The 23817-nt window shown below is 66.4% G+C and carries 18 protein-coding genes; 13 read left to right on the top strand and 5 right to left on the bottom strand.

Annotated elements, in window-relative coordinates; genetic code table 11:
• The first annotated feature begins 50 nt into the window (after positions 1–50).
• From glgX to ACFC25_RS00395, 5 genes are all read left to right on the top strand, one after another.
• Positions 51–2306 (top strand): glycogen debranching protein GlgX, encoded by a 2256-nt coding sequence (glgX, locus tag ACFC25_RS00415; protein WP_337350871.1) that lies wholly within the window; start codon positions 51–53, stop codon positions 2304–2306.
• Complete coding sequence (gene treY, locus ACFC25_RS00410) at positions 2303–4615, top strand: malto-oligosyltrehalose synthase (protein ID WP_376043102.1); 2313 nt, start codon at positions 2303–2305, stop codon at positions 4613–4615. The genes glgX and treY overlap by 4 nt, the downstream gene beginning before the upstream one ends.
• Positions 4612–6384: a malto-oligosyltrehalose trehalohydrolase gene (gene treZ, locus ACFC25_RS00405; protein WP_376043099.1), complete on the top strand. Its 1773-nt coding sequence runs from the start codon at positions 4612–4614 to the stop codon at positions 6382–6384. Before treY ends, treZ begins: the two co-directional genes overlap by 4 nt.
• Before the next feature lie 94 nt (positions 6385–6478).
• A complete protein-coding gene (mgrA, locus tag ACFC25_RS00400) occupies positions 6479–7516 on the top strand; it encodes an L-glyceraldehyde 3-phosphate reductase (protein WP_337346915.1) in 1038 nt (345 codons plus the stop codon).
• 173 nt (positions 7517–7689) lie between these two features.
• Entirely contained in the window at positions 7690–8775 is a 1086-nt protein-coding gene (locus ACFC25_RS00395; protein ID WP_337346916.1) for an inositol-3-phosphate synthase, read from the top strand.
• Positions 8776–8862: 87 nt separating this feature from the next.
• Here ACFC25_RS00395 and ACFC25_RS00390 read toward each other — a convergent pair whose 3' ends face one another.
• The 4 genes from ACFC25_RS00390 to ACFC25_RS00375 form a co-directional block, all read right to left on the bottom strand.
• A complete protein-coding gene (locus ACFC25_RS00390) occupies positions 8863–9780 on the bottom strand; it encodes a DUF559 domain-containing protein (RefSeq protein ID WP_376043096.1) in 918 nt (305 codons plus the stop codon).
• Positions 9781–9915: 135 nt separating this feature from the next.
• Positions 9916–11598, bottom strand: coding sequence for a formate--tetrahydrofolate ligase (locus ACFC25_RS00385; protein WP_376043094.1), 1683 nt, complete (start codon positions 11596–11598; stop codon positions 9916–9918).
• A gap of 46 nt (positions 11599–11644) precedes the next feature.
• Complete coding sequence (gene mshA / locus ACFC25_RS00380) at positions 11645–12910, bottom strand: D-inositol-3-phosphate glycosyltransferase (RefSeq protein WP_337346919.1); 1266 nt, start codon at positions 12908–12910, stop codon at positions 11645–11647.
• Positions 12911–13048: 138 nt separating this feature from the next.
• Complete coding sequence (locus ACFC25_RS00375; RefSeq protein WP_376043091.1) at positions 13049–14440, bottom strand: 6-phospho-beta-glucosidase; 1392 nt, start codon at positions 14438–14440, stop codon at positions 13049–13051.
• A gap of 70 nt (positions 14441–14510) precedes the next feature.
• On the opposite strand from ACFC25_RS00375, the gene ACFC25_RS00370 reads away from it, so the two are divergent.
• The 6 genes from ACFC25_RS00370 to tsaD all read left to right on the top strand — a co-directional run bounded on the left by ACFC25_RS00370 (position 14511) and on the right by tsaD (position 19833).
• Positions 14511–15602, top strand: a complete 1092-nt coding sequence (locus ACFC25_RS00370) for a PfkB family carbohydrate kinase (RefSeq protein ID WP_337346921.1) — start codon at positions 14511–14513, stop codon at positions 15600–15602.
• 113 nt (positions 15603–15715) lie between these two features.
• Entirely contained in the window at positions 15716–16933 is a 1218-nt protein-coding gene (gene alr / locus ACFC25_RS00365; protein WP_376043086.1) for an alanine racemase, read from the top strand.
• Positions 16930–17571, top strand: a complete 642-nt coding sequence (tsaE, locus tag ACFC25_RS00360) for a tRNA (adenosine(37)-N6)-threonylcarbamoyltransferase complex ATPase subunit type 1 TsaE (protein WP_376043083.1) — start codon at positions 16930–16932, stop codon at positions 17569–17571. The genes alr and tsaE overlap by 4 nt, the downstream gene beginning before the upstream one ends.
• Positions 17571–18242 carry a tRNA (adenosine(37)-N6)-threonylcarbamoyltransferase complex dimerization subunit type 1 TsaB gene (gene tsaB / locus ACFC25_RS00355; RefSeq protein WP_337346924.1) on the top strand — a complete coding sequence of 224 codons (672 nt, stop codon included), beginning with the start codon at positions 17571–17573 and terminating at the stop codon, positions 18240–18242. The genes tsaE and tsaB overlap by 1 nt, the downstream gene beginning before the upstream one ends.
• 44 nt (positions 18243–18286) lie before the next feature.
• Positions 18287–18748 carry a ribosomal protein S18-alanine N-acetyltransferase gene (gene rimI / locus ACFC25_RS00350; protein ID WP_337346935.1) on the top strand — a complete coding sequence of 154 codons (462 nt, stop codon included), beginning with the start codon at positions 18287–18289 and terminating at the stop codon, positions 18746–18748.
• Positions 18745–19833 carry a tRNA (adenosine(37)-N6)-threonylcarbamoyltransferase complex transferase subunit TsaD gene (gene tsaD / locus ACFC25_RS00345; protein ID WP_337350880.1) on the top strand — a complete coding sequence of 363 codons (1089 nt, stop codon included), beginning with the start codon at positions 18745–18747 and terminating at the stop codon, positions 19831–19833. The genes rimI and tsaD overlap by 4 nt, the downstream gene beginning before the upstream one ends.
• Positions 19834–19925: 92 nt before the next feature.
• Here tsaD and ACFC25_RS00340 read toward each other — a convergent pair whose 3' ends face one another.
• Positions 19926–21077, bottom strand: coding sequence for a glutamate--cysteine ligase (locus ACFC25_RS00340; protein WP_376043078.1), 1152 nt, complete (start codon positions 21075–21077; stop codon positions 19926–19928).
• A 393-nt stretch (positions 21078–21470) separates the two neighbouring features.
• Here ACFC25_RS00340 and ACFC25_RS00335 point away from each other — a divergent pair, with 393 nt between their 5' ends.
• Positions 21471–22907, top strand: a complete 1437-nt coding sequence (locus ACFC25_RS00335; protein ID WP_376043962.1) for a glycoside hydrolase family 3 N-terminal domain-containing protein — start codon at positions 21471–21473, stop codon at positions 22905–22907.
• Between the two features lie 88 nt (positions 22908–22995).
• Positions 22996–23814 (top strand): shikimate 5-dehydrogenase, encoded by an 819-nt coding sequence (locus ACFC25_RS00330; protein ID WP_376043075.1) that lies wholly within the window; start codon positions 22996–22998, stop codon positions 23812–23814.
• Positions 23815–23817 lie beyond the last annotated feature (3 nt).

Genomic DNA, 23817 nt, shown 5'->3' with positions numbered 1-23817 from the left:
GTGGACCGGGAAGTCCGGACTGCGCGGTCGAACAACGATGAGGAGCATGCATGGAAATCTGGCCCGGATCGGCTTATCCGCTGGGAGCCACTTTTGATGGAACCGGCACGAACTTCGCGCTGTTCAGCGAACGTGCTGAAAAAGTAGAGCTGTGCCTCTTCGACGACGACGGCGTGGAGACGCGCTTCGGTCTGGACGAAGTGGACGGCTACGTGTGGCACGGCTACATCCCCCAGGTGCAGCCAGGGCAGAAGTACGGCTACCGTGTCCACGGTCCGTACGACCCCGCTTCCGGAAACCGGTTCAACCCGAACAAGCTCCTCCTGGACCCGTACGCGAAGGCAGTGCACGGGCAGGTGGACTGGGACCCGTCGCTCTTCTCCTACAACCTCGGCGAGCCGGATTCCATCAACAACGAGGACTCCGCGCCGCACATGATGATGGGTGTGGTCATCAACCCGTTCTTCGACTGGGACGGCGACCACAACCTCCGGGTTCCGTACCACAAATCGGTGATCTACGAGGCCCATGTCAAGGGCCTGACCCAGCTGCACCCCGAGATCCCCGAGGAGCAGCGCGGCACCTACGCCGGGGTGGCGCACCCTTCCGTCATCTCGCACCTGCAGAAGCTCGGCGTCACCGCCATCGAACTGATGCCGGTGCACCAGTTCGTCAATGACGGCACACTCCAGGACCAGGGCCTGAACAACTACTGGGGCTACAACACCATCGGCTTCTTCGCCCCGCAGAACACTTACAGTTCCACCGGCGACACCGGCCAGCAGGTCCAGGACTTCAAGGCCATGGTGCGCTCCCTGCACCGGGCCGGCATCGAGGTGATCCTGGACGTGGTTTACAACCACACCGCCGAAGGCAACCACCTTGGCCCCACGCTGTCCTTCAAGGGCATCGACAACGCCTCCTACTACCGGCTGATGGAGGGCGACGAAAAGCACTACATGGACTACACCGGTACCGGCAACTCGCTGAACGTCCGCCAGCCGCACTCCCTGCAACTGCTGATGGACTCACTGCGGTACTGGGTCACGGAAATGCACGTGGATGGCTTCCGCTTCGACCTCGCCTCCACCCTTGCCCGGGAGTTCTACGACGTCGACAAACTCTCCACCTTCTTCGAACTCATCCAGCAGGACCCGGTAGTGTCCCAGGTCAAGCTCATCGCTGAGCCGTGGGATGTTGGGCCCGGCGGTTACCAGGTGGGCAACTTCCCGCCACAGTGGACGGAATGGAACGGAAAATACCGCGACACCGTCCGCGATTTCTGGCGCGGCGAGCCGGCCACCCTGGGCGAATTCGCCTCACGCATCACCGGCTCCGCAGACCTCTACGAGCACTCGGGCCGCCGCCCCGTGGCTTCGATCAACTTTGTGACGGCCCACGATGGCTTTACCCTCTCCGATCTGGTGTCTTACAACGAGAAGCACAACGAGGCGAACGGCGAAGGCAATAACGACGGCGAATCCCACAACCGTTCCTGGAACTGCGGGGCCGAGGGTCCCACCGACGATCCGGCTGTCCTGGGCTTGCGCGCCCGCCAGCAGCGGAACTTCATAGCATCCCTGCTCCTGTCCCAGGGTGTCCCCATGCTGTTGCACGGCGACGAGCTTGGACGCACTCAGCAGGGCAACAACAACGGGTATTGCCAGGACTCCGAACTGACGTGGATCAACTGGGAGAACATCGACCAGCCCCTCGTGGAGTTCACGTCCGCCGTCAACGCATTGCGCGCCAAGCACCCCACGTTCCGTCGGAGCCGGTTCTTCGATGGACGCCCCGTGCTGAGGGGGGAAGGCGAACGGCTGCCTGACATCGTATGGCTGGACGTCGACGGCGACACCATGAAACCTGAGGACTGGGACAGCGGTTTCGGCCGTTCGGTAGGCATGTTCCTCAACGGTGACGGGATCCAAGGCAAGGACGTCCGAGGACGTCGGATTACCGATGTGAACTTCCTGCTGTACTTCAACGCACATGACGACATGGTGAAGTTCGTTCTTCCCAATGACGAATACGCACCTGCATGGGACATCATCATCGACACCGCCGGCCACAACGCGGACACGGCACCTGTGAAGGCCGGCCAGTCCATTCCTGTTGATGCCAAGTCCTTGGTAGTCCTGAGGGCCCACATGGTGGAGGAGGCGGAACCGGACCACTCCGTGGCTGCGTCCCTGGCTGCCCTGACCCAGACAAGCACCAGCGAGACCGAAGCGCTGAGCACGCCGACCGTACCGGAGCCAAAGAAAACGAAGAAGGTCAGCAAGCCGAAAGGCCCTGCAGAATGAGGATTCCGGCGTCGACATACCGGCTGCAGATCCGCCGCAGCTTCACGCTCTTTGACGCAGCGGCCAAGGTTCCATACCTGAAGTCCCTCGGTGTTGACTGGGTCTACCTCTCACCCATCCTGACGGCTGAGCAGGGGTCGGACCACGGCTATGACGTCACCGACCCCTCCGCGGTTGATCCTGAGCGCGGCGGCCCGGACGGGCTGCTTGCCCTGTCCAGGGCTGCCCGCGAACACGGCATGGGCGTCCTGGTGGACATCGTCCCCAACCACGTAGGCGTGGCGTCACCACCGCAGAACCCCTGGTGGTGGTCGCTGCTGGCAGAGGGGCGGGACTCGCGTTACGCGGACGCGTTCGACGTCGACTGGGACTTTGGCCGCGGCCGGATCCGGATACCCGTGCTGGGCTCCGATGACGATGTGGACCAGCTCAAGGTCACGGATGGCGAACTCCGCTACTATGACCACCGTTTCCCCTTGGCGGCGGGCTCCTATACCGAGGGTGATTCGCCGAGGGCTGTCCACGACCGCCAGCACTATGAGCTGGTTTCCTGGCGGCGGGCGGACAGCGAACTGAACTATCGCAGGTTCTTCGCGGTCAGCACGCTGGCCGGCATCCGCGTCGAAGACCCCAGGGTCTTCGAGGAAGCCCACGCCGAAGTGGCCCGCTGGTTCCGGGAGGGCCTGGTGGACGGCCTGCGCGTGGATCACCCGGACGGACTGGCGGATCCAGCCGGCTACCTGCGCTGGCTCAAGGACCTCACTGGTGGGGCGTACGTGCTGGTGGAAAAGATCCTGGAACCCGGCGAGGTCCTCCCGGGGGAGTTCGCCTGCGAAGGGACCACCGGTTACGACGCCCTGGCTGAGGTTGACCGGATCCTGGTGGACCCGGCCGGCGAGGCTGCCCTGGATGCGTTGGATGCGCAGCTGCGTGGGACCGGTGAACCGGCGGATTATGCCGCCATGATCCGCGGCACGAAGCGGATGATTGCTGACGGCATCCTGCGGTCCGAAGTCCTGCGGCTTGCCCGGCTCGTTCCAGACTCCCACGGGCTGGCGGAGGACCAGGCAGCGGATGCCATCGCCGAAATCATCGCCTCCTTCCCGGTCTACCGGTCCTACCTGCCGGTGGGGGCGGAAGTGCTCAAGGAGGCCTGCGAGCAGGCAGCAGCGCACCGGCCGGACCTCGAAGTGGCCATCGGGACGCTCCTGCCACTCCTCCTGGATCCCACCACCGCAATCGCGGTCCGCTTCCAACAGACTTCGGGCATGGTGATGGCCAAGGGTGTGGAGGACACTGCGTTCTACCGCTACACCCGGCTGGGCACGCTCACCGAAGTGGGGGCTGAGCCCACGGAATTTTCGCTGACCCCCGAGGAGTTCCACCACCGGATGCGGCGGAGGCACGAGGAACTCCCGGAGTCCATGACCACGCTCTCGACTCACGACACCAAACGCAGCGAGGATGCCCGCGCAAGGATTTCGGTCATCGCTGAGCTTCCTGGCGACTGGACGGCCACGCTCGCCACGCTCCAGGAGTTGGCGCCGGTGCCCGACGGCCCCTTCGCCAACCTGTTGTGGCAGGCTGTCTTCGGCGCGTGGCCTGCCTCCCGCGAGCGGCTGCAGGGCTATGCGCAAAAGGCCGCCAGGGAGGCAGGAAACTCCACCACGTGGACCGAGCCCAATGAGGAATTCGAAGCGACAGTCAGGGCCGCCGTGGACGCAGCCTTCGACGACGCCCGTGTCACTGCAGTGATCGAGGACTTCGTAGCGAGGACCGATGCATTCGCTGCTTCCAACTCGCTGGCGGCCAAGCTGATCCAGCTGACCATGCCCGGAGTTCCGGATGTGTACCAGGGCAGCGAGTTCTGGGAGCGGTCACTGACCGACCCCGACAACCGCCGCCCGGTGGATTTCGCTCAACGGGAAGAGGAACTGGCCCGCCTGGACGACGGACTCCTGCCCGCTGCGGGAACGGAGGCCAGCAAACTGCTGGTCACCTCCCGTGCCCTCCGCCTGCGCCGCGACAACCCCGGGCTCTTCGACAGCTACGTCCCTGTCGAAGCCTCAGGGGCGGCAGCGGGCCACCTTCTTGCCTTTGACCGGGGTGGGGCATTGACCCTGGCCACCCGGCTTCCCGCCGGGCTGGAAGCCGACGGCGGATGGCGGGACACCGCCGTCGACCTTTCCAGCGCCATGCGGGACGAACTCACCGGCAAGAGCCATGGGCCCGGCACCGTTTCAGTCGCGGACGTCCTGGGTACCTACCCGGTGGCCTTGCTGGTCACTACGGACGGAGACGACTCATGAGCCTGACCCACACCGGATCCGGCCGCTTTGACGTCTGGGCGCCAAACGTTTCAGCAGTGACCCTGCTGGCAAACGGGCAGCACTACCCCATGGCGAAGCTGGACACCGCGCCCGGCGCCGACGGTTGGTGGTCCGCGCCGGACGCCCCCACGGAAGGCGAAGTGGACTACGGCTATCTGCTGGACGGGGACTCCCATCCGTTGCCGGATCCCCGGTCCCGGCGCCTGCCGGACGGGGTCCACGCCCTGTCCCGGACGTTCAGCCCCGGCGACCACGACTGGCAGGATGCCGGCTGGCAGGGCAAGGATCTCCGCGGCTCGGTCATCTACGAACTCCACGTGGGGACCTTCACACCGGAAGGGACCCTCGAGGCAGCGGCCGGCAGGCTTGGCTACCTTGCCGGCCTGGGCATCGACTTCGTGGAGTTGCTGCCGGTCAACGGCTTCAACGGGACCCATAACTGGGGCTACGACGGCGTCCAGTGGTACGCCGTCCACGAGGGCTACGGTGGGCCCGCGGCCTACCAGCGCTTTGTGGACGCGGCCCATGCAGCCGGCCTCGGAGTCATCCAGGACGTCGTCTACAACCACCTGGGACCCAGCGGCAACTACCTGTCGCGGTTTGGGCCATACCTCAAGCAGGGCGACGCCAACACCTGGGGCGATTCAGTCAACCTGGACGGCCATGGCTCGGACGTGGTCCGCGAGTACATCCTGGACAACGCCGCGCTGTGGCTGAGGGACTACCACGTGGACGGCCTGCGACTCGACGCCGTTCACGCCCTCCGCGACGAGCGGGCCGTGCACATCCTGGAAGACCTCGGCGCGCTTGGCGATGCTGTCTCGGCTGAAACGGGCCTGCCCAAGACCCTGATCGCCGAATCGGACCTCAACAACCCGCGGCTGATCTACCCGCGCGACGCCAACGGCTATGGCCTTGCCGGACAGTGGAGCGACGACTTCCACCACGCCGTCCACGTCAACGTCAGCGGGGAGACCACCGGCTACTACGAGGACTTCCAGTCACTCTCGGTTCTCGCAAAGGTGCTCAAGGACGGCTTCCTGCACGACGGCAGCTACTCAAGCTTCCGCGGCCGGCACCACGGAAGGCCGATCAATGCCTCGCTCGTGCAGCCTGCGGCCCTGGTGGTCTGCAACCAGAACCACGACCAGATCGGCAACCGCGCCACGGGGGACAGGCTCTCCCAATCCCTGTCCTACGGGCAGTTGGCCGTCGCTGCGGTCCTGACCATGACGTCGCCGTTCACGCCCATGCTGTTCATGGGAGAGGAATTCGGTGCCTCCACACCTTGGCAGTTCTTCACCTCGCACCCCGAGCCTGAGCTGGGCAAGGCGACCGCGGAAGGCAGGATCCGCGAGTTCGAACGGATGGGGTGGGATCCCGCCGTCGTACCTGACCCGCAGGACCCGGAAACCTTCCGCCGTTCCAAACTCAACTGGGCCGAGGCCGCGCAGGGCGACCACGCCAGGCTCCTGGAGCTGTACCGTTCGCTCGCGGCACTGCGCCGCGAGCATCAGGAATTGGCCGGCCTCGGGTTTGCCGAAACCACGGTGGAGTTCGACGACGACGCCGGCTGGCTGCGTTTCCGCCGCGGCTCCGTTGAGGTGCTGCTGAACCTCTCGGAGCAAAAGGTTTCGCTTGACCGCGTGGACGGAACGGTGCTGCTGTCCACCGAGGAGGTGCCTGCCGCTGATAACGGTGCGTTGGCCCTCGGGCCGTGGAGTGCCGCCGTCGTGAAGGCTCAATAGTTCCGGCTGCGCCGCGGGCTGATTTGTGTCAGCCCGCGGCGTAACAAGGCCGTTCCTGACTGTAGCGTGCGTCACAGCTGGCAGGATGGAGCGTATGACTTATTCAGCCGCGGAAAACCGCTATGAATCCATGCCCTACCGCCGCGTCGGCCGCAGCGGACTGAAGCTCCCCGCAATCTCGCTGGGCCTTTGGCACAACTTCGGCGACGACAAGCGGTTCGATGAACAGCGGGCCATCCTCCGCCGCGCGTTCGACCTCGGCGTGAACCACTTCGACCTCGCCAATAACTACGGTCCGCCGGACGGCTCCGCCGAAACCAACTTCGGCCGCCACCTCGCGGACGACTTCAAGCCCTACCGCGACGAACTGGTCATCTCCACGAAGGCCGGCTACTACATGTGGCCGGGCCCGTACGGCGAGTGGGGCTCCCGCAAATATCTCATCTCAAGCCTTGACCAGTCGCTGCAGCGGATGGGGCTGGACTACGTGGACATCTTCTACAGCCACCGTCCGGACCCCGAGACGCCGATGGAAGAGACCATGGGTGCCCTGGATTACGCCGTCCGCTCGGGTAAGGCGCTTTACGCCGGCATCTCGTCCTACACGCCCGAGCAGACCATCGAGGCCGCACGCATCCTCAAAGAGCTCGGCACCCCGCTGCTCATCCACCAGCCCAGCTATTCCATGCTGAACCGGTGGACGGAGAACGGCACGCCGAACCTGTACGAGGCGCTCGAAGAGGTGGGCGCCGGTTCCATCGCGTTCTCCCCGCTGGCCCAGGGCATGCTCACGGACCGGTACCTCAACGGGATTCCCGCGGATTCCCGTGCAGCCAAGGCACGCTTCCTGTCTGAGGACGCCATCACTGACGAGAAGCTGGACCGGATCCGCGGGCTGCACGGCATTGCTGAAGGCCGTGGCCAGTCCCTGGCGCAGATGGCCATCGCCTGGATCCTGCGCGACCAGCCGAAGGGCACCCCGGTCACCTCTGCCCTGGTTGGCGCCTCCAGCGTCAGGCAGCTGGAGGACACCCTGTCCGCGATCAACAACCTGAAGTTCACCACTGACGAACTCGCCGCCATCGACGAGTTCGCTGTGGAATCTGACATCAACCTCTGGCAGACGACGTAACACTTACTCTCTGCACACGATGGAAACCACAGGCGGGGGCCGGGGAACAAACCCGGCCCCCGCCCGGTTGGGTACTATGAAAAGGCGCCGAATGGCGCTGCCTGCTGTCCGCCGTCGTACGTGGTCCGGCAATGACCGTCCGGCGGCTGAAGTTTTGTCCTCAAAGGAGTTCCGTGTCTTCAAATCCGATTCGTGTTGCAATCGTCGGTGTGGGTAACTGCGCCGCATCGCTCGTCCAGGGTGTGCACTACTACCGTGACGCCGATCCCGAGGCCACGATCCCCGGCCTGATGCACGTGGAGTTCGGCAAGTACCACGTCAACGACGTCCAGTTCGTGGCCGCTTTCGATGTGGATGGCAAGAAGGTCGGCGTTGACCTCGCGGATGCAATCCTCGCCAGCGAAAACAACACCATCAAGATCGCCGACGTCCCGCCCACCGGCGTGACCGTGCAGCGCGGCCACACCCTGGACGGCCTCGGCAAGTACTACCTTGAGACCATTGAACAGTCCCCGGCAGAGCCCGTTGACGTTGTCCAGGCACTCAAGGATGCCCAGGCCGACGTCATGGTCTGCTACCTGCCCGTTGGGTCGCAGGAAGCTGCTGAGTTCTACGCCCAGGCAGCGATCGATGCCGGGGTTGCTTTCGTCAACGCGCTTCCCGTGTTCATCGCCGGCACCAAGGCCTGGGCTGACAAGTTCACTGCCGCTGGTGTGCCGATCGTGGGCGATGACATCAAGAGCCAGATCGGTGCCACCATCACGCACCGCGTCATGGCCAAGCTCTTCGAAGATCGCGGCGTGACGCTGGACCGCACCTACCAGCTCAACGTGGGCGGCAACATGGACTTCAAGAACATGCTGGAGCGCGACCGCCTCGAGTCCAAGAAGATCTCCAAGACCCAGGCTGTTACCTCGAACGTCGAAGCCGAGCTGGCTGCCAAGGACGTCCACATCGGCCCGTCCGACTACGTCCAGTGGCTCGATGACCGCAAGTGGGCCTTCGTCCGCCTCGAGGGCCGCAACTTCGGCGACGCCCCGGTGTCCCTTGAGTACAAGCTGGAGGTCTGGGACTCACCTAACTCAGCCGGCGTGATCATCGACGCCATCCGCGCCGCCAAGATCGGGCTGGACCGCGGCATCGGCGGCCCTCTGCTGTCGGCGTCGAGCTACTTCATGAAGTCCCCGCCCGAGCAGTTCAACGACGACCTCGCCCGTGAAAAGGTCGAGGCCTTCATCCGCGGCGACCTGGACCGCTAACCCACCCCGGACGCTCTCGCGTTGCCCTATCACTTGTGGTCCCCAAACCAGGGGTTTAACAACCACAACTGATAGGGCAACGGGCGTTTAACGCGTGTGCAGAGCCGCTCGAACCTTGCGTACCGCCGCCCGGAAGTCGTTGGCCAAATCGTCGGCGTTGAACTTGAAGTACCGCCAGCCTGCGGCATTGAATGATTCGTCCCGGCGATTGTCGATGGACTGCTGTTCGCGCGTAAGGTGATGGCCGCCGTCGTACTGGATGGCAATACGCTGCGCGCGGTACCCCATGTCTGCGGCCGGCGACCAGCGGTTCTCACGCTCAACACGCAGTTGCAGTTCCGGCTCCGGCAGGCCGGCCGCCGTCAAGGCCAGCCGAAGGAAGGTTTCGGGCGCAGAGTCCGAGCCGGAACGGATGAGTTCTGCAGCTTCCCTCGCCTTAACGATTCCCTTCAGTTTCGGGTGCCGTTTCAACATTTCCTGCAGTTGCGTAAGCGTCGACCACGGATCGCGACGGTCTTCAAGGCCAAGCAACGGCTGCCGAACCAGCTGGTCGCCCACGGCCACCAGGTCCTCCAACGGCAGGATGCCAGCAAGGTCAAGCCAGGTCCGGGCCGGTGTGGAGATTCGAATCCCGTCCAGCTCCATGACCTCTTCATCAAACGCCAGGACGGTGTGGCCAACCACGCCCTTTCGCCGTACTGGCGGCAGCTGTCTTGGTTTGCTCAAATGGAGTTCCCGGTAGTCGCGGAACCAGGTGGGCAGCCACAGTCCCAGGATGCAGGCCGCTGTCACATGCGAGATCCAGGCCCCCGGCGTAGCTGCGGACAAGGCCCTCGCGAGCCCTCTGATTTCAAAGTCCCACCCAGCCGGCAGATAGAGCAGTCGCCCGGCGGAGGCAAGGTCGGAGGAACGAAGCCTTCCCCGGCTCAGGCTTGCGGCCCGTGCTTCATGCACGGTAAACGGAACCGAGGAAAGGGAAGCTGGCAGCGGTGAGGACGGGCGCATGAGCACAATTGTTGCCCGAATACACGAACGCCCGCAGAAGATATCCACAGCCCGACTTGCTCTATCAGTTCTGGCACGCAAAGGGGTCAAATAAGGGCTCAGAGTGATAGAGCAAACCGGTATGGAAGCTGATGGTCAGGACAGGCCTACCGGATTGCCGGCGTCGTCCACGTCCATGCGCATAGCGGCCGGCGCGGCGGGCAGGCCGGGCATCGTCATCACCGCACCGGTGAGGGCCACGATAAACCCGGCACCGGTCTTGGGAATCAGGTCGCGCACGTGGATGGTGAAGCCCTTCGGCGCTCCCAGCCGGGAGGCCTCGTCGGTGAACGAGTACTGCGTCTTGGCCATACAGACAGGCAGCCCGGACCAGCCGTTCTTCTCGATATCTGCCAGCCGTTTCAGGGCAGGAACGGAGAAGTCCACGCCGTCCGCTCCGTAGATTTCCTGGACGATGGTCCTGATTTTCTCCTCCACCGGCAGGTCCAGGGGATACAAGTGGTGGAAGCTGTTCGGCGCAGCAACTGCGGCCGCCACTTTGGCCGCCAGTTCGTCGCCGCCGTCCCCACCGCCGCCGCGTCCCCAGACGTCCGCCACCGCGGCCTGGACTCCTTCCGCCGCGCACCACTCCAGGAGCCAGTCGAGTTCCTCGGCCGTGTCGGAAGAGAACTTGTTGATGGCCACCACCGGCGTCACTCCGAATTTCTCCACATTGCGCACGTGCCTGCGGAGGTTGGCGACGCCGGCCTGCAGCGCTTCGATGTCGGGTTCCGTCAGCCGGTCCTTGGCTACGCCGCCGTGCATCTTCAGTGCCCGGACGGTGGCAACAACAACGACGGCGGACGGCGCTACCCCCGCGTTCCGGGCCTTGATGTCCATAAACTTCTCGGCACCCAAGTCGGCGCCGAAGCCCGCCTCGGTGACCACGATGTCCGCCAGCCGCCTGGCCGTCTGGGTTGCGATCAGCGAGTTGCAGCCGTGTGCGATGTTCGCGAACGGGCCGCCGTGGACCAGAGCCGGCGTACCGGCGATGGTCTGAACCAGGTTGGGTTTGATCGCTTCCTTGAGGAGCAGGGCGAGCGCGCCCTGCACGCCGAGGTCCGCCACGGTAACGGGTTCGCGTCCGTAGGTGTAACCGAAGGTGATTTGGCCCAGGCGCCGGCGCAGGTCAGCCAGGTCCGTAGCGAGGCAGAAAACCGCCATGATCTCCGATGCCACGGTGATGTCGAAGCCGTCTTGCCTGGGGACACCCTGGGTGGGCCCGCCGAGCCCGATCACCACTTCCCGCAGCGACCGGTCGTTCATGTCCAGGACCCGTTTGAACGTCATGCGCCGGGGATCGATGCCCAGCTCGTTCCCCTGGTAAATGTGGTTGTCCACGAGTGCCATGAGGGCGTTGTTGGCTGAAGTGACGGCGTGGAAGTCGCCGGTGAAGTGCAGGTTGATCTCGTCCATCGGCAGGACCTGGGAATAGCCTCCGCCGGTCGCGCCGCCTTTCATGCCCAGGATAGGTCCGAGCGAGGGTTCCCGGAGGGCGATCATAACCTTGTGCCCGGCCCGGGCCAGTGAATCGGCTAGGCCCACCGTGGTAGTCGATTTCCCTTCGCCCGCAGGCGTGGGAGACATCGCGGAGACAAGCACCACTTTGCCGGCCGGGGCAGGAGCGTCCAGCCGGGCGGGGTCGATCTTGGCCTTGTACCGTCCGTACAGTTCCAGCGCGTCCGCATTGATTCCTGCTGCCGCCGCCACCTCGCCGATGGGCCTGATCTTCGCCTGGCGCGCGATTTCAAGGTCGGTGAGGGGAATCCGTTCAGACATCTTTGTCCTTCGTTAGGCGGTTCGGGCGGGCGCGGTGGCGTCTGCCTCAGGGTGCTGGGGCTGCCGGGATCAGGCGGCCTACCAGATGGTTATCGACGGCGGCATGGTAGCTTTCCAGCGTGATGGCGGCGGTGCGCTGCCATCCCGAGTTCTGCGCCCGGATGGCGGCCGCCCGCCCCATGTCCTCGCGAGTCACTGGATCGTCGTACAGGGCCTCCAGCGCATCGGCCCAGTCTTCGGCGTGGTGGCCATCGACGAGCAGTCCTGTCCGCCCATTAAAGATCGCCCGGGACAGCCCACCCACGCGGGTGGCCACCACCGGCGTCCCGCAGGCCTGGGCTTCAAGCGCGACGAGCCCAAATGATTCGCTGAACGAGGGCATCACCACGACGTCGGCGGCCCGGAACCAGGCCGCCAACTCCGGTGCACCCACCGGGGGAAGGTGCGTGACGACGTCGTCCATTCCGGCATCCGAGACCAAGTGGCGCAGATTGAAGTCCTTGTTGCCGCTGAGCGCACCGAGGATGGTGAGCCGCAGCTTGATGTCGGGGCGCCGTGAGCGAAGCTTCGCCGCCGCCTTGACCAGGATCTGCGGACCTTTGAGCCGCTGGATGCGCCCGGCGAACAGTAGGTGGAAGGTGTCAGCCGGGATGCCCCGCTCAGAGCGCGACCGTGCACGGAAGGCCGGTGTGAACGTGCCCAGGTCAACGCCCGGCGGGGCGATATCGATGTTGTCGTAGTCGGCACCGTAGTGGGAAACCAGTTCCTCGGCCTCCGCGCTGGTGTTGGCAATCAGGCGTGCGGCGCCGTCGACAATCCGGTGTTCGCCCACCTCGCGCCGCCGCGGCTCCGGCTGCTCCCCGGATTCGAGGAGCAGGTTCTTGACCTTGGCCATGGTGTGCATCGTGTGGACCAGCGGCACTCCCCAAAGCTGGGACAGCTCCAGGCCGGCGATGCCGGAGACCCAGTAGTGGGAGTGGAGGACGTCGTAGCGGCCGTGCGGCTGGCGCTGGCGGATCTGCTCGATCTCGGCCACCATACTGTGCAGGAGGCCTGGAAGCTCCTCCTTGGGCACCTTATGAGGAGGGCCGGCCAGGACGTTGTGGACGCAGACCCCGGGACCGGGATGTTCGACGGCGGGCTGGTTGGCCGAGGTGGAACGGGTGAAGATTTCCACCTCCACGCCGGTTTCGGCCAGGGCGGAGGCAAGTTCGCGGATGTAGACGTTCATCCCGCCCGCATCGCCGGAGCCAGGCTGCTCCATCGGCGAGGTGTGGAGGGAGAGCAAGGCGACCCTGCGAATCAGCGCCACGGCAACTCCTTCCAGCACCGGCGCAGCATGCGCGCCCTCAGTTATGCATCCGATAAAACACTACTCCTGACGTTAACGCCCGGCCTCCCGCCAGGAGCCCGGCGGCCACGTGGCGTGTGTGAATGCAGCCACAGGTGCTCAGCGCCAGAGTTCTTGCAGCGACGGGAACGCCCGCTCATAGCCGGCGAGCAACTCACCCGCCAGGTGGGTTGAGTCCACCAGTGGGTGCCGGGCGAAGGCGTCGAGGGCGGCGGCCCGGTCGCCGTGCGTGGCAGCCCCAACGGTGAGCTGTTCCACCGCCTTGACCCGGCGCAACAGGCCCAGTTGCTCCCGGCGGGGCGCCGACTGCGGGAGCGGCACCGCGCCGTCGGCCGTCACGGTGCAGGGGACCTCGACGACGGCGTCCGCCGGCAGTCCCGGAATGGCCGGTTGGGCAGGGGCTGCCCCCTTGGGCGGAACAGTGTTGCGGGTGTTGAGGATCAGTTGGGCGTCGCCGGTGCCGCCCGCCAAAGCGCGCATCACCGCCAGGGCCACGCGTTCATAGCCGCCGCCGGCGAGATCTTCTTCCGCACGCTGCTCACCCTGCATCCGGGCCTCGGCCAGGTAACCCTCCTCCCGCGACAGGCGGGCGGCGTCCCAGAGCCGGTAGGCGCGGGCGCCGGCCGCGGCGAGCTGTGGATAGAGCTCAGCCTGCTGCGTGTGGATGGACTCGCCGCGGGTCTGCGGCATGGCCCCCATGGCAGCCACGGCGCTGTCGCGCCGGTAGTAGTAGTAGAGGTACTCGTTGGGAAGCGCACCGAGTCCCTCAAGGAACGGCTGCGGGAACAGCCGGCCCTCTTCGAAGGTGCTAAGGGCCGCCGGGTCTGACAACAGGCCGGGGAGCAGGTCCCGCCCGCCGGACTCCAGCCGGTAAAGCCAGCCGAGGTGGTTGAGCCCGTAGTAGCCCACGCCGTCGAGCCTTCCGTCCTGCAGCGGAATTCCGACGGCGCGCGCGGCACGCTGCACCAGCGCGGCGGCCGAGTCGCAGATGCCGATCGCCTTCGGCCCGAGGACGGGCAACAGGGCTTCGGTGACCATCCCGGCTGGATTGGTGAAGTTGATCAGCCACGCGTCCGGGCAGTGTTCGCGCATCTGGCGGGCGAGTTCCAGCATCCGGGGAATGGTGCGCAGGGCGTAGGAGATCCCCCCGGCCCCGGTGGTTTCCTGGCCCAGCAGGCCCAGGTCCTTCGCTACACGCTCATCTGCGATGCGTCCGGCCGTCCCGCCGGGCCGGATTGCGGCGAACACCATGTCCGTGCCGCGAAGCGCGTCTGGCAGCGACGTGGTGGTGCGGACCGTAAGCTGCTGGTCCTCAACGCCTGGGGGCGGGGCGGGCATGGATTCGAGCACTGCTTTGATGGCGCTGAGGCGGGAGGGGTCGACGTCGTACAGCACCAGTTCGCCGGCCATCCCCGCGAAGGCGCCAGAGCGCAGCGCCCGGTACACGAGGGGAACCCGGAATCCGCCGCCGCCGGCGATCATGAGCCGCATAACCAGCAGTCTAGGCCCGACGACGGGCCGCCCCTATCGCTGGCGGGCGGCAGGGCGTATCGTGCCGGACATGGACGCGATCCCCGCCCGCCGCTTCGACCCGCTCTCCGCCGTCCGCTCGCCGTCGGACGGTGAGTTCGACCTGATCCTCGCAGGCACGGTATTCCAGGACATCATTTTTACCGGACTGCCCCACGCGCCGGAACCGGGAACGGAGATCTGGAGCGAGGGCATGGGCAGTTGTCCCGGCGGCGTGGCGAACCAGGCGATCGCAGCGGCGAGGCTGGGCCTGAAAACGGGCCTGGCGGCAGCGTTCGGCGACGACGGCTATGGCGACTACAACTGGAAAATCCTGGCCGGGCAGGAACATGTGGACCTCAGCCTGTCCCGGCGCATCCCGGGGTGGCACTCGCCGGTCACGGTGTCGCTGAGCGTCCAAAAGGACCGCTCGCTCGTGACCCACGGACACCCGGCTCCCGTGACGTCGTCCGAGCTGATTGGGCCGCCGCCCCCGGCGCTCGCAGGGATCGCCGAACTTGACCTCGAAATCGAGCCCTGGGCCGTTGCGGCCCACGAGTCCGGAGTGAAGCTTTTCGGCGACGTCGGATGGGACCCCAGTGGCAAGTGGTCGCCGGTCCGGCTGGAGAACCTGCAGTACTTCCACGCGTTCCTGCCCAACCAGCGCGAAGCCATGGCGTTCACCGGCAAGGACGACCCCTGGGCAGCGCTCTATGCCCTCGCGGACCGCGTGCCGGTGGCAGTGGTGACGCTGGGCGCGCAGGGGGCCATGGCGGTGGACTCGGAGACGGGCGAGGAGGAATGGGTTCCGTCTTTGCCGGTCTCGGCCTTCGATCCCACTGGCGCCGGTGACTGCTTTGACGCCGCGTTCATCGTGGGCAGCCTCGCGGGCTGGCCGCTGGGCAACAGGCTGCGCTTCGCCAACCTGTGCGCGTCACTGGCCGTGCAGGAGGTGGGCGGCTCCCTGGCTGCTCCGGGCTGGGGGGACATTGCCGACTGGTGGCAGCGGGCCAACGCGCGGCGGGAACGCCAGAGCAGCCAGTGGCTCCGCCGCTACGGCTTCCTCGAAGAGATTGTCCGGGACGTTCCACTGGCCGCCCAGCGCCGGGCCACCGCCACGATCGCCCACCTTTCCGACGCCTGAGGCGCCTGAGGCACCGAGACGCTGGGTCCCTGGGCACTGAGTTACCGGTTCCCGGGACAAGCGTTTAGCCGGCCGTGAAATGCGGCTGGGCCGCCCGCACTAGAATCACTAAGGTGACTTACCCCGTAGCAACCGGTGACTTCAGCGCAGCCCCAGGAGCGGATCCGCTCTACGAACGCTCCGCCATCATCGACCTGGACGCCATCCGCCACAATGTCCGCAGGCTGGCCGACGCGGCGTCGCCCGCGAAGGTCATGGCGGTGGTGAAGGCCGACGCGTACGGGCACGGCGCGGTTCCCGTGGCCCGTGCCGCCCTTGAAGCAGGGGCCTCGTGGCTGGGCGTCGCCCACATCTCCGAAGCCCTCGCACTCCGGACCGCGGGCATCGATGCGCCGATGCTGGCCTGGCTCCACACCACCGAAAGCAACTTCGGCGCGGCAGTGGCGGCCGGGATCGACATCGGATGCTCCGGCTGGGAGCTGGACAGGATTGTTGCCGCCGCGCGCGAACAGGAACGCCCAGCCCGGATCCACCTCAAGGTGGACACGGGCTTGGGCCGGAACGGCGTCACGCTGGACGGCTGGGACCACCTGGTGGGCGAGGCCCTCGAATACCAGGACCAAGGACTCCTTCGGGTAGTGGGCATTTTCTCGCACCTCTCCGTCGCCGATGAGCCTGAACGGCCCGAGACGGACCACCAGCTCGCTGCCTTCCGTGAGGTGCTGGCCGTGGCCGAGGATGCGGGCGTGGACCCGGAAGTCCGCCACCTTGCGAACACCCCGGCCACGCTGTCCCGGCCGGACACCCACTTCGATCTCGTCCGCGTGGGCCTGGGCATCTACGGCCTCTCCCCGTTCGAAGGCCAGACGTCCGACGAACTGGGCCTCCGCCCGGCCATGACACTGCGGACCCTCGTGTCGCAGTGCAAACACGTGCCGGAGGGACAGGGGGTTTCCTACGGACTGCGCTACCACACCACCAGCCCCAGCACCCTGGCCCTGATCCCCGTCGGCTACGCGGACGGCATACCTCGCGTAGCCACGGGCGGTCCAGTCCGGGTGGCTGGGCATACCTATCCGGTGGTGGGACGGATCGCCATGGACCAGATGGTGCTCGACCTCGGCGACGCGGGACCGGCCGGTGCCGGGCTGCTGGGTGCGGAGGCAGAAATCTTCGGCAGCGGCGCCGACGGCGGGCCAACCGCAGAGGACTGGGCGCGCGCCGCCGGAACCAACAACTATGAGATCGTGACCCGGATCAGCCCGCGGGTTCCGCGCCAGTTCATCAACGAGTCCGCCGTGCCTGTCTCCGCGAAGCAGCCCACGCCATGAGCCTTCCAGCCGCCGGTGCCAGCCCGGATCCCGGCGCCAGCCCGGATCCCGGCGCCAACTGGGAGTGGACCGTCAGCGTGTCGACGGCGGACCAGACGCATGAGCTCGGCGCGGCTTTGGCGTCGGTGCTGGACGCCGGGGACCTGCTGGTGCTGACCGGCGAACTGGGGGCCGGGAAGACCACCTTCACCCAAGGCCTGGGGGAGGGGCTGGGCGTACGGTCAGGCGTCATCTCGCCCACTTTTGTACTGGTGCGGATCCACCCCAACCTGCCCGACGGTCCCCGTCCCGGCGGCCCCGACCTGGTGCACGTGGACGCATACCGGTTGGGCTCGGCGTCGGAGATTGACGACATCGACCTGGAAAACACCATGGATTCGGCCGTGACGGTGGTGGAATGGGGCCGCGGCCAGGTGGAACACCTGAGCGAGAGCCGCCTCGAAATTGACCTGCACCGCGCTATCGGTGTGCCGCCAACGCAACCGCATGCTGCGGCTGGAGCCCATGAGGGTGAACCCGACGTCCTGGACTTTGACACCGACGACGATGACGAGCCCCGCACTATCGTGATGCGTGGCTTCGGTCCGCGCTGGGCGTCAAGGCCTGCCCTCGGCGAAATCATCGAAGGGACATCCTGATGCTTATTCTTGCCATCGACACATCCGCCGTTGCCAGCGCCGCACTGGTGTCCGATGACGCCCTGGAGGGCGTCGTGGCCAGCTTCGCCACCGAGGACACCAGGAGCCACGCCGAGGTGCTCGCGCCGGGCATTAATGAACTGCTCGCCTCGGCAGGGGTCTCAGGCAGCGACGTCGATGCCATCGTCACCGGCGTGGGTCCTGGTCCGTTCACCGGCCTGCGGTCCGGCATCGCCACCGCGCGGACATTGGCGTTTGTCTGGAACAAGCCCCTGCACGGCATGATGAGCCTGGACGCTGTCGCCTTGGAAGTCGCCGAATCCACTGACGCGGTGCGCGAATTCCTGGTGGTAACGGACGCACGCCGGAAAGAGGTCTACTGGGCGCGCTACAGCCTGCAGGACGGCCAGCTGCCTCAGCTGGAGGACGGCCCGCACGTGGGCTTCGCCGCGGACCTCCCCGACCTGCCCGCCTACGGCGCCGGGGCAGGGCTGTACTCCGACGTACTGAAGGCCAACGCTGCCTTCAGCGCCGAACAGCCCGATGCCCTGTACCTTGGCCAGTTCGCGCTGGCGCGGCTGGCCGCTGGCGGTGAGCTGCCTGACTCAACGCCCCTGTACCTCCGCGAATCCGATGCGCAGGTGCCCGGGCCGCGGAAGCGGGCGCTGTGAGCACCCCGGCCGTGCCCGGAGTTGACGGGGTGGTCCTGCGCGACATGACGCTGGAGGACGTGCCCACGGTCAACGCCCTGGAACAGCGGCTGTTCCCCGCAGATGCGTGGCCCCTCCACATGTTCTTCGACGAGCTGTCGCAGACGGACACGCGCCGGTATCTGGTGGCCGAAGCGGCTTCCGGGATCGTGGGCTACGCCGGCCTGATGTGCATCGAGCCCATCGCGGACGTCCAGACCATCGCCGTCGTCCCTGAATTCGAGGGGCGGGGGATCGGCTCGGCCCTGCTGACCCGGCTGATCGAGGAAGCAGCAGGGCGCGGCGCCCAGGACGTCCTGCTTGAGGTCCGCGCGGACAACCCCCGGGCCCAGCAGCTGTACCTGCGCTTCGGGTTTGAGCAGATCCATGTGCGCCGCGGGTACTACCGCGACGGCGTGGACGCCCTGATCATGCGGCTCCAGCTGACACCGGACGAACCCACCACAACGGAAGCAGACCAGCCATGAACCGCTCGCAGCCCCTGGTGCTGGGCATCGAATCCTCCTGCGACGAGACCGGAGTGGGAATTGTCCGCGGGACGACGCTGCTGACGAATACGGTTTCCTCCTCAATGGACGAACACGTGCGCTTCGGCGGAGTGATCCCCGAGATTGCCTCCCGGGCACACCTGGATGCCTTCGTGCCCACGCTGCGGCAGGCCCTGGGCGACGCCGGTGTGGAACTGGAGGACGTGGATGCCATCGCGGTCACGTCGGGACCCGGACTGGCAGGCGCCCTCATGGTGGGCGTCTGCGCGGCCAAGGCCCTGGCCGTGGCCACCGGTAAGCCGCTATACGCGATCAACCATCTGGTGGCCCACGTGGGCGTGGGCCTGCTCGACGGCCAGTCAGGCAGCGCCCCACGGCTGCCGGAGAACCTCGGCGCCCTCCTGGTGTCCGGCGGCCACACTGAGATCCTCAAAATCAACAGCATCACCGACGACGTTCAGCTACTGGGCTCCACGATCGACGACGCCGCCGGCGAAGCCTACGACAAAGTGGCCCGCATCCTGGGCCTCGGCTATCCGGGCGGTCCCGCCATCGACAAGCTGGCCAGGACCGGCAACGCCAAGGCCATCCGCTTCCCGCGCGGCCTCACCCAGCCCAAGTACATGGGCTCTGCCGACGAACCGGGTCCGCACCGCTATGACTGGTCCTTCAGCGGCCTCAAAACCGCGGTGGCCCGGTGCGTGGAGCAGTTCGAAGCCCGCGGCGAAGACGTTCCGGTGGCAGACATCGCAGCTGCCTTCCAGGAAGCCGTGGTGGACGTGATCACTTCAAAGGCCGTGCTGGCCTGCCGGGAGAACGGAATCAAGGACGTCCTGCTCGGCGGCGGCGTCGCCGCCAATTCCAGGCTGCGCGAGCTGACCGGCCAGCGCTGCGCGTCCGCCGGGATCAAGCTGCACGTCCCGCCGTTGGACCTCTGCACGGACAACGGTGCCATGGTCGCAGCCCTGGGTGCACAGCTGGTCATGGCCGGAGTGGCGCCCAGCGGGATCCGCTTCGCGCCGGACTCCTCGATGCCGGTCACCGCGGTTTCGCTTCCCGCCTGAATTTCCCCGGTTGCTCTATCACTTGTGGTCCCTAAACCGAGGGTTTAGGGACCACAAGTGATAGAGCAACGCTAAGAGAGCTGGCGCAGCGGTCAGGCCGTGGGGCCGTTACGCATCTGTTTGACCAGGTCCAGCACCACGGCCTGCAGGTTCCCGCCGTTCTCGGCGGCCACACGGCGCTGGCGCTGGTAACCGGCGCCGCGGCTGATGATTTTCTCGACGTCGGCGAGCTCGTCCGGGCAGCCGAGCTTGGCTGCCACGGGCTCCAGCCGGTTCAGGGTCTCCAGCAGATGGTCCGTGACCAACTGCTCCCTGCCTTTGGCGTCGAGGATGATGATGGCTTCCATGCCGTAGCGGGCGGCACGCCATTTGTTTTCCTGGACGTGCCACGGCGGCATGGTGGGGATGGTTCCGCCGTTGTCCAGGGTGGTGGAGAACTCGTCCACCAAGCACTGTGTGAGGGCGGCAATCGCGCCCACTTCCTCCAGCGTGGCAAGGCCGTCGCAGATGCGCATTTCGATGGTGCCCAGATTGGGAACCGGACGGATGTCCCAGCGGATTTCGGACAGGGTGTCGATCACGCCCGTGGTGAACATGTCCTGGACGTAGGACTCGTATTCATCCCAGGTGGCGAACTGGAACGGCAGCCCCGCGGTGGGCAGCTGCTGGAACATCAGCGCCCGCTGGGAGGCATAGCCGGTGTCCTCGCCGCCCCAGAACGGGCTCGACGCCGACAGTGCCTGGAAGTGCGGGAAATAGTTGACCAGGCCGTCCAGCACCGGAAGGGCCTTCTCGCGCCGGTCAAGGCCCACATGGACGTGCACACCATAAATGACCATCTGCCGGCCCCACCATTGGGTACGGTCGATCAGCTTGGCGTACCGGGCTTTGTCGGTCACGGGCTGCAGCTGGGGCGGGCTGAAGGGGTGGCTCCCGGCACAGAAGACTTCCACGCCCATGGGGTCGGTGATTTCGCGGACCGCGGCCAGGGACCTGCTGAGATCTTCCTTGGCTTCGCCGGCCGTCTCGCAGACGCCGGTGACAAGCTCCACTGTGTTCAGCAGCAGTTCCTGCTTGATGTGGGGGTGTTCGTCGTCCTCGTTCAGTTCCGGGTGTTTGGCGGCGACGCCACGGAGTACTTCGTTGGCCACGGAGGCGAGCTCTCCGGTCTGGCCGTCCACGAGCGCCAGCTCCCATTCCACACCAAGAGTTGATTGCCTCGATGAAGCGAAATCAATCTTCATGCGTTCCCCTAACTGTTCGGTTGTCCCTGGCGCACGCCGCCCCGGCGGACTGCCCTGGCAGGCGGCGGCCGGACGGGCGAACGGGTGGTTCAAGTCTAGTGCAGGGGTAGCATCGTATTGATGGCCTTGTTCCCGCGGACCCGTGACAGTTTTCACAAAACCACCCTCATTTTGGCAGCAGTGGCCACCCTGGCCGCCTGTACGGGCGTCCCCACTCCGGCGCCCACCCCTTCCTCCCAGTCCTCCACTCCCAGCCCGCCGCCGTCTGCAGCCAAACCAACGACGACGCCGGCACCGCCGTCGCCCTCTGCCTCACCTGATCCCGGGGCCAGGCCTCTCGGCTGGGGTCCGCTGCAGCGCGACAAGGATGCGGCCGCGGCGGCGGTGGCCGCCATGACGGTGGAACAGAAAGCCGGCCAGGTCCTGATGCCCTTCTTCACCGGCGCGGACGCTACAGCCCACGCCGCCACCATCGAGCGCCTGCACCTGGCGGGCTCGATCATCATGGGGGACAACGTTCCCGTGGATGCGCGGAAGCAGGTAGATCCGGCGGCCATGGCAGCCACCACCGCACGCCTGGCTGCCGCAGCCCGCGCGGACGGCCGGACGTGGCCCGGCCTCATTGGCGTGGACCAGGAGGGCGGCGTGGTGTCCCGGCTCGGTGCGCCTCTGACTGAATGGCCGGCGCCCATGAGCTATGGTGCGGGCGGGGACGCGGCGCTCACGAAGGACGCCGGCCGTGCGGTGGCGTCCGAACTCGCGCCGCTGGGCTTCAACGTGGACTTCGCACCGGACACGGACGTCACGATCGGCCCCGCGGATCCCACGATCGGTGCACGGTCCATGTCAGGGAACCCGGATACCGCCGGGGCACTGGGCGTGGCTTTCTCCCAAGGGATGCAGGAGGCAGGTGTCCTCCCAGCAGTGAAGCATTTCCCCGGTCACGGCTCGGTGACCGTGGACTCGCACCAGGACCTGCCGGTGCAGCCAGCCACTGTTGCCGACCTCGAAGCCCGCGACTGGAAGCCCTTCCGGGCCGCCGTCGCCGCCGGTGTGCCCATGGTTATGACGGGGCACATCGCCGTACCTGCGCTGGAACCCGGCGTGCCGGCGTCGTTGTCCGCGCACACCTACGCCGCGCTCCGGGGCATGGGCTTCAAGGGCGTAGCAGTAACGGACGCCCTCAATATGGGTGCTGTCCAGAAGCAGTATCCGGAAGGCTCCGCTGCCGTGGCTGCGCTCGCCGCCGGGGCCGACCTGCTGCTGATGCCCACGGACGTTGGACAGGCCCACGCGTCCATCGTGGGCGCCGTGGCCGGCGGGCGTCTGTCGCCGGCACGCTTGGACGAAGCCGCGCAACGGGTCGTGACCATGATGGTCTGGCGTGGCAGGACCCCTGCGTCCTTCCCTGGGTCGCCTCCCGGAAGCGGCCAGGACCTCTCGGCCAGGGTTTCCGCTGCCGCTGTGACAGTGGTGGCCGGACCCTGCAGCGGGCCGCTGGTGCCCGGCGCTGTCCAGGTGTCCGGTGGCTCGCCCCAGGACAGGGCCCGGTTCGAGGCCGCTGCTGCGAGGGCCGGGCTGGCTATTGGCGGGGGGCCTGTAGTCAGCCTCATCGGCTATGGCGGTGCTCCTGCCGGTGGTGACATCGCAGTGGCGCTCGACGCGCCCTGGCCGCTGCAGGACTCCGCGGCTCCGGTCAAGGTTGCCTTGTACGGACGCAGCGCTGGTGCCTTCGACGCACTGGCGGCCGTGCTGGCAGGCAAGGCGACGGCCCGCGGGAAGCTGCCCGCCGCCGTCGGAAGCTTCCCGGCCGGCACCGGCTGCCCCTAACCCCACTGGGTAGCAGCAGATGTCGTTTTGGACCCTCATAACGACATCTGCTGCTACTTAGTTGGGTTGAATCACGTTTAATGGACCGGTGCCCATTCTTAATAAAGACATGACCCTCTGCATCTCGCTGTCGGCGCGGCCCAGCAACAACGGGACCCGCTTCCACAACTACCTCTACGACCAGCTGGGCCTGAACTGGATCTACAAGGCCTTCGCTCCGACGGACCTCGCCCAGGCCATTGCGGGCGTCCGGGGACTGGGGATCCGCGGCTGTGCGGTTTCCATGCCGTACAAGGAGGACGTGATCGCGCTCGTGGACGAGATGGACCCCTCGGCCAAGGCCATCGATTCGGTGAACACCATCGTGAACACGGACGGGCACCTCAAGGCCTACAACACGGACTACACGGCCATTGAAAAGTTGCTTAGGTCGCACGCGGTTCCAGTGGGCTACTCAGTCCTGGTCCAGGGTGCCGGCGGCATGGCGAAGGCCACCGTGGCGGCCCTCCGCGACGCCGGCTTCACCGACGTCACCGTGATTGCGCGCAACGAGGACGCCGGGCGGCCCCTCGCCGACCTCTACGGGTTCCGTTGGCGCGCAGCGCTCGACGGCGGCACGGCGGACCTGATCATCAATGTCACGCCTATCGGTATGCAAGGCGGTCCGGATGCGGACTCCCTGTCCTTCCCCGAAGGCACGATCGCGGCAGCCAAAGTAGTGTTCGACGTCGTGGCACTCCCCGCTGAGACGCCGCTGATCAAGGCGGCGCGCGCCGCAGGAAAGCCAGTGATCACCGGGGCCGAAGTGGCCACCATCCAGGCACTGGAGCAGTTTGTGCTTTACACCGGCGTCCGGCCCGCCGACGAGCAGGTCAGGGCCGCGGAGGAATTCACGCGCGCCCAGTAGCTC

It is taken from the genome of Pseudarthrobacter sp. NPDC055928, assembly GCF_042270935.1.
In the GTDB taxonomy this organism is placed as follows: domain Bacteria; phylum Actinomycetota; class Actinomycetes; order Actinomycetales; family Micrococcaceae; genus Arthrobacter.
The sequence above is the reverse complement of the archived record's forward strand: the minus strand, read 5'-3'. Positions and strand labels throughout refer to the sequence as shown.

What these genes read in the sequence shown, in the direction of transcription:
- tsaE (WP_376043083.1), top strand. Translation starts at nt 16,930, where the DNA reads ATGAGCCTTCCAGCCGCCGGTGCCAGCCCGGATCCCGGCGCCAGCCCG.
- ACFC25_RS00340 (WP_376043078.1), bottom strand. Translation starts at nt 21,077, where the DNA reads ATGAAGATTGATTTCGCTTCATCGAGGCAATCAACTCTTGGTGTGGAA.
- tsaD (WP_337350880.1), top strand. Translation starts at nt 18,745, where the DNA reads ATGAACCGCTCGCAGCCCCTGGTGCTGGGCATCGAATCCTCCTGCGAC.
- treY (WP_376043102.1), top strand. Translation starts at nt 2,303, where the DNA reads ATGAGGATTCCGGCGTCGACATACCGGCTGCAGATCCGCCGCAGCTTC.
- ACFC25_RS00385 (WP_376043094.1), bottom strand. Translation starts at nt 11,598, where the DNA reads ATGTCTGAACGGATTCCCCTCACCGACCTTGAAATCGCGCGCCAGGCG.
- ACFC25_RS00335 (WP_376043962.1), top strand. Translation starts at nt 21,471, where the DNA reads ATGACGGTGGAACAGAAAGCCGGCCAGGTCCTGATGCCCTTCTTCACC.
- ACFC25_RS00390 (WP_376043096.1), bottom strand. Translation starts at nt 9,780, where the DNA reads ATGCGCCCGTCCTCACCGCTGCCAGCTTCCCTTTCCTCGGTTCCGTTT.
- mgrA (WP_337346915.1), top strand. Translation starts at nt 6,479, where the DNA reads ATGACTTATTCAGCCGCGGAAAACCGCTATGAATCCATGCCCTACCGC.
- ACFC25_RS00375 (WP_376043091.1), bottom strand. Translation starts at nt 14,440, where the DNA reads ATGCGGCTCATGATCGCCGGCGGCGGCGGATTCCGGGTTCCCCTCGTG.
- rimI (WP_337346935.1), top strand. Translation starts at nt 18,287, where the DNA reads ATGACGCTGGAGGACGTGCCCACGGTCAACGCCCTGGAACAGCGGCTG.
- ACFC25_RS00370 (WP_337346921.1), top strand. Translation starts at nt 14,511, where the DNA reads ATGGACGCGATCCCCGCCCGCCGCTTCGACCCGCTCTCCGCCGTCCGC.
- tsaB (WP_337346924.1), top strand. Translation starts at nt 17,571, where the DNA reads ATGCTTATTCTTGCCATCGACACATCCGCCGTTGCCAGCGCCGCACTG.
- glgX (WP_337350871.1), top strand. Translation starts at nt 51, where the DNA reads ATGGAAATCTGGCCCGGATCGGCTTATCCGCTGGGAGCCACTTTTGAT.
- treZ (WP_376043099.1), top strand. Translation starts at nt 4,612, where the DNA reads ATGAGCCTGACCCACACCGGATCCGGCCGCTTTGACGTCTGGGCGCCA.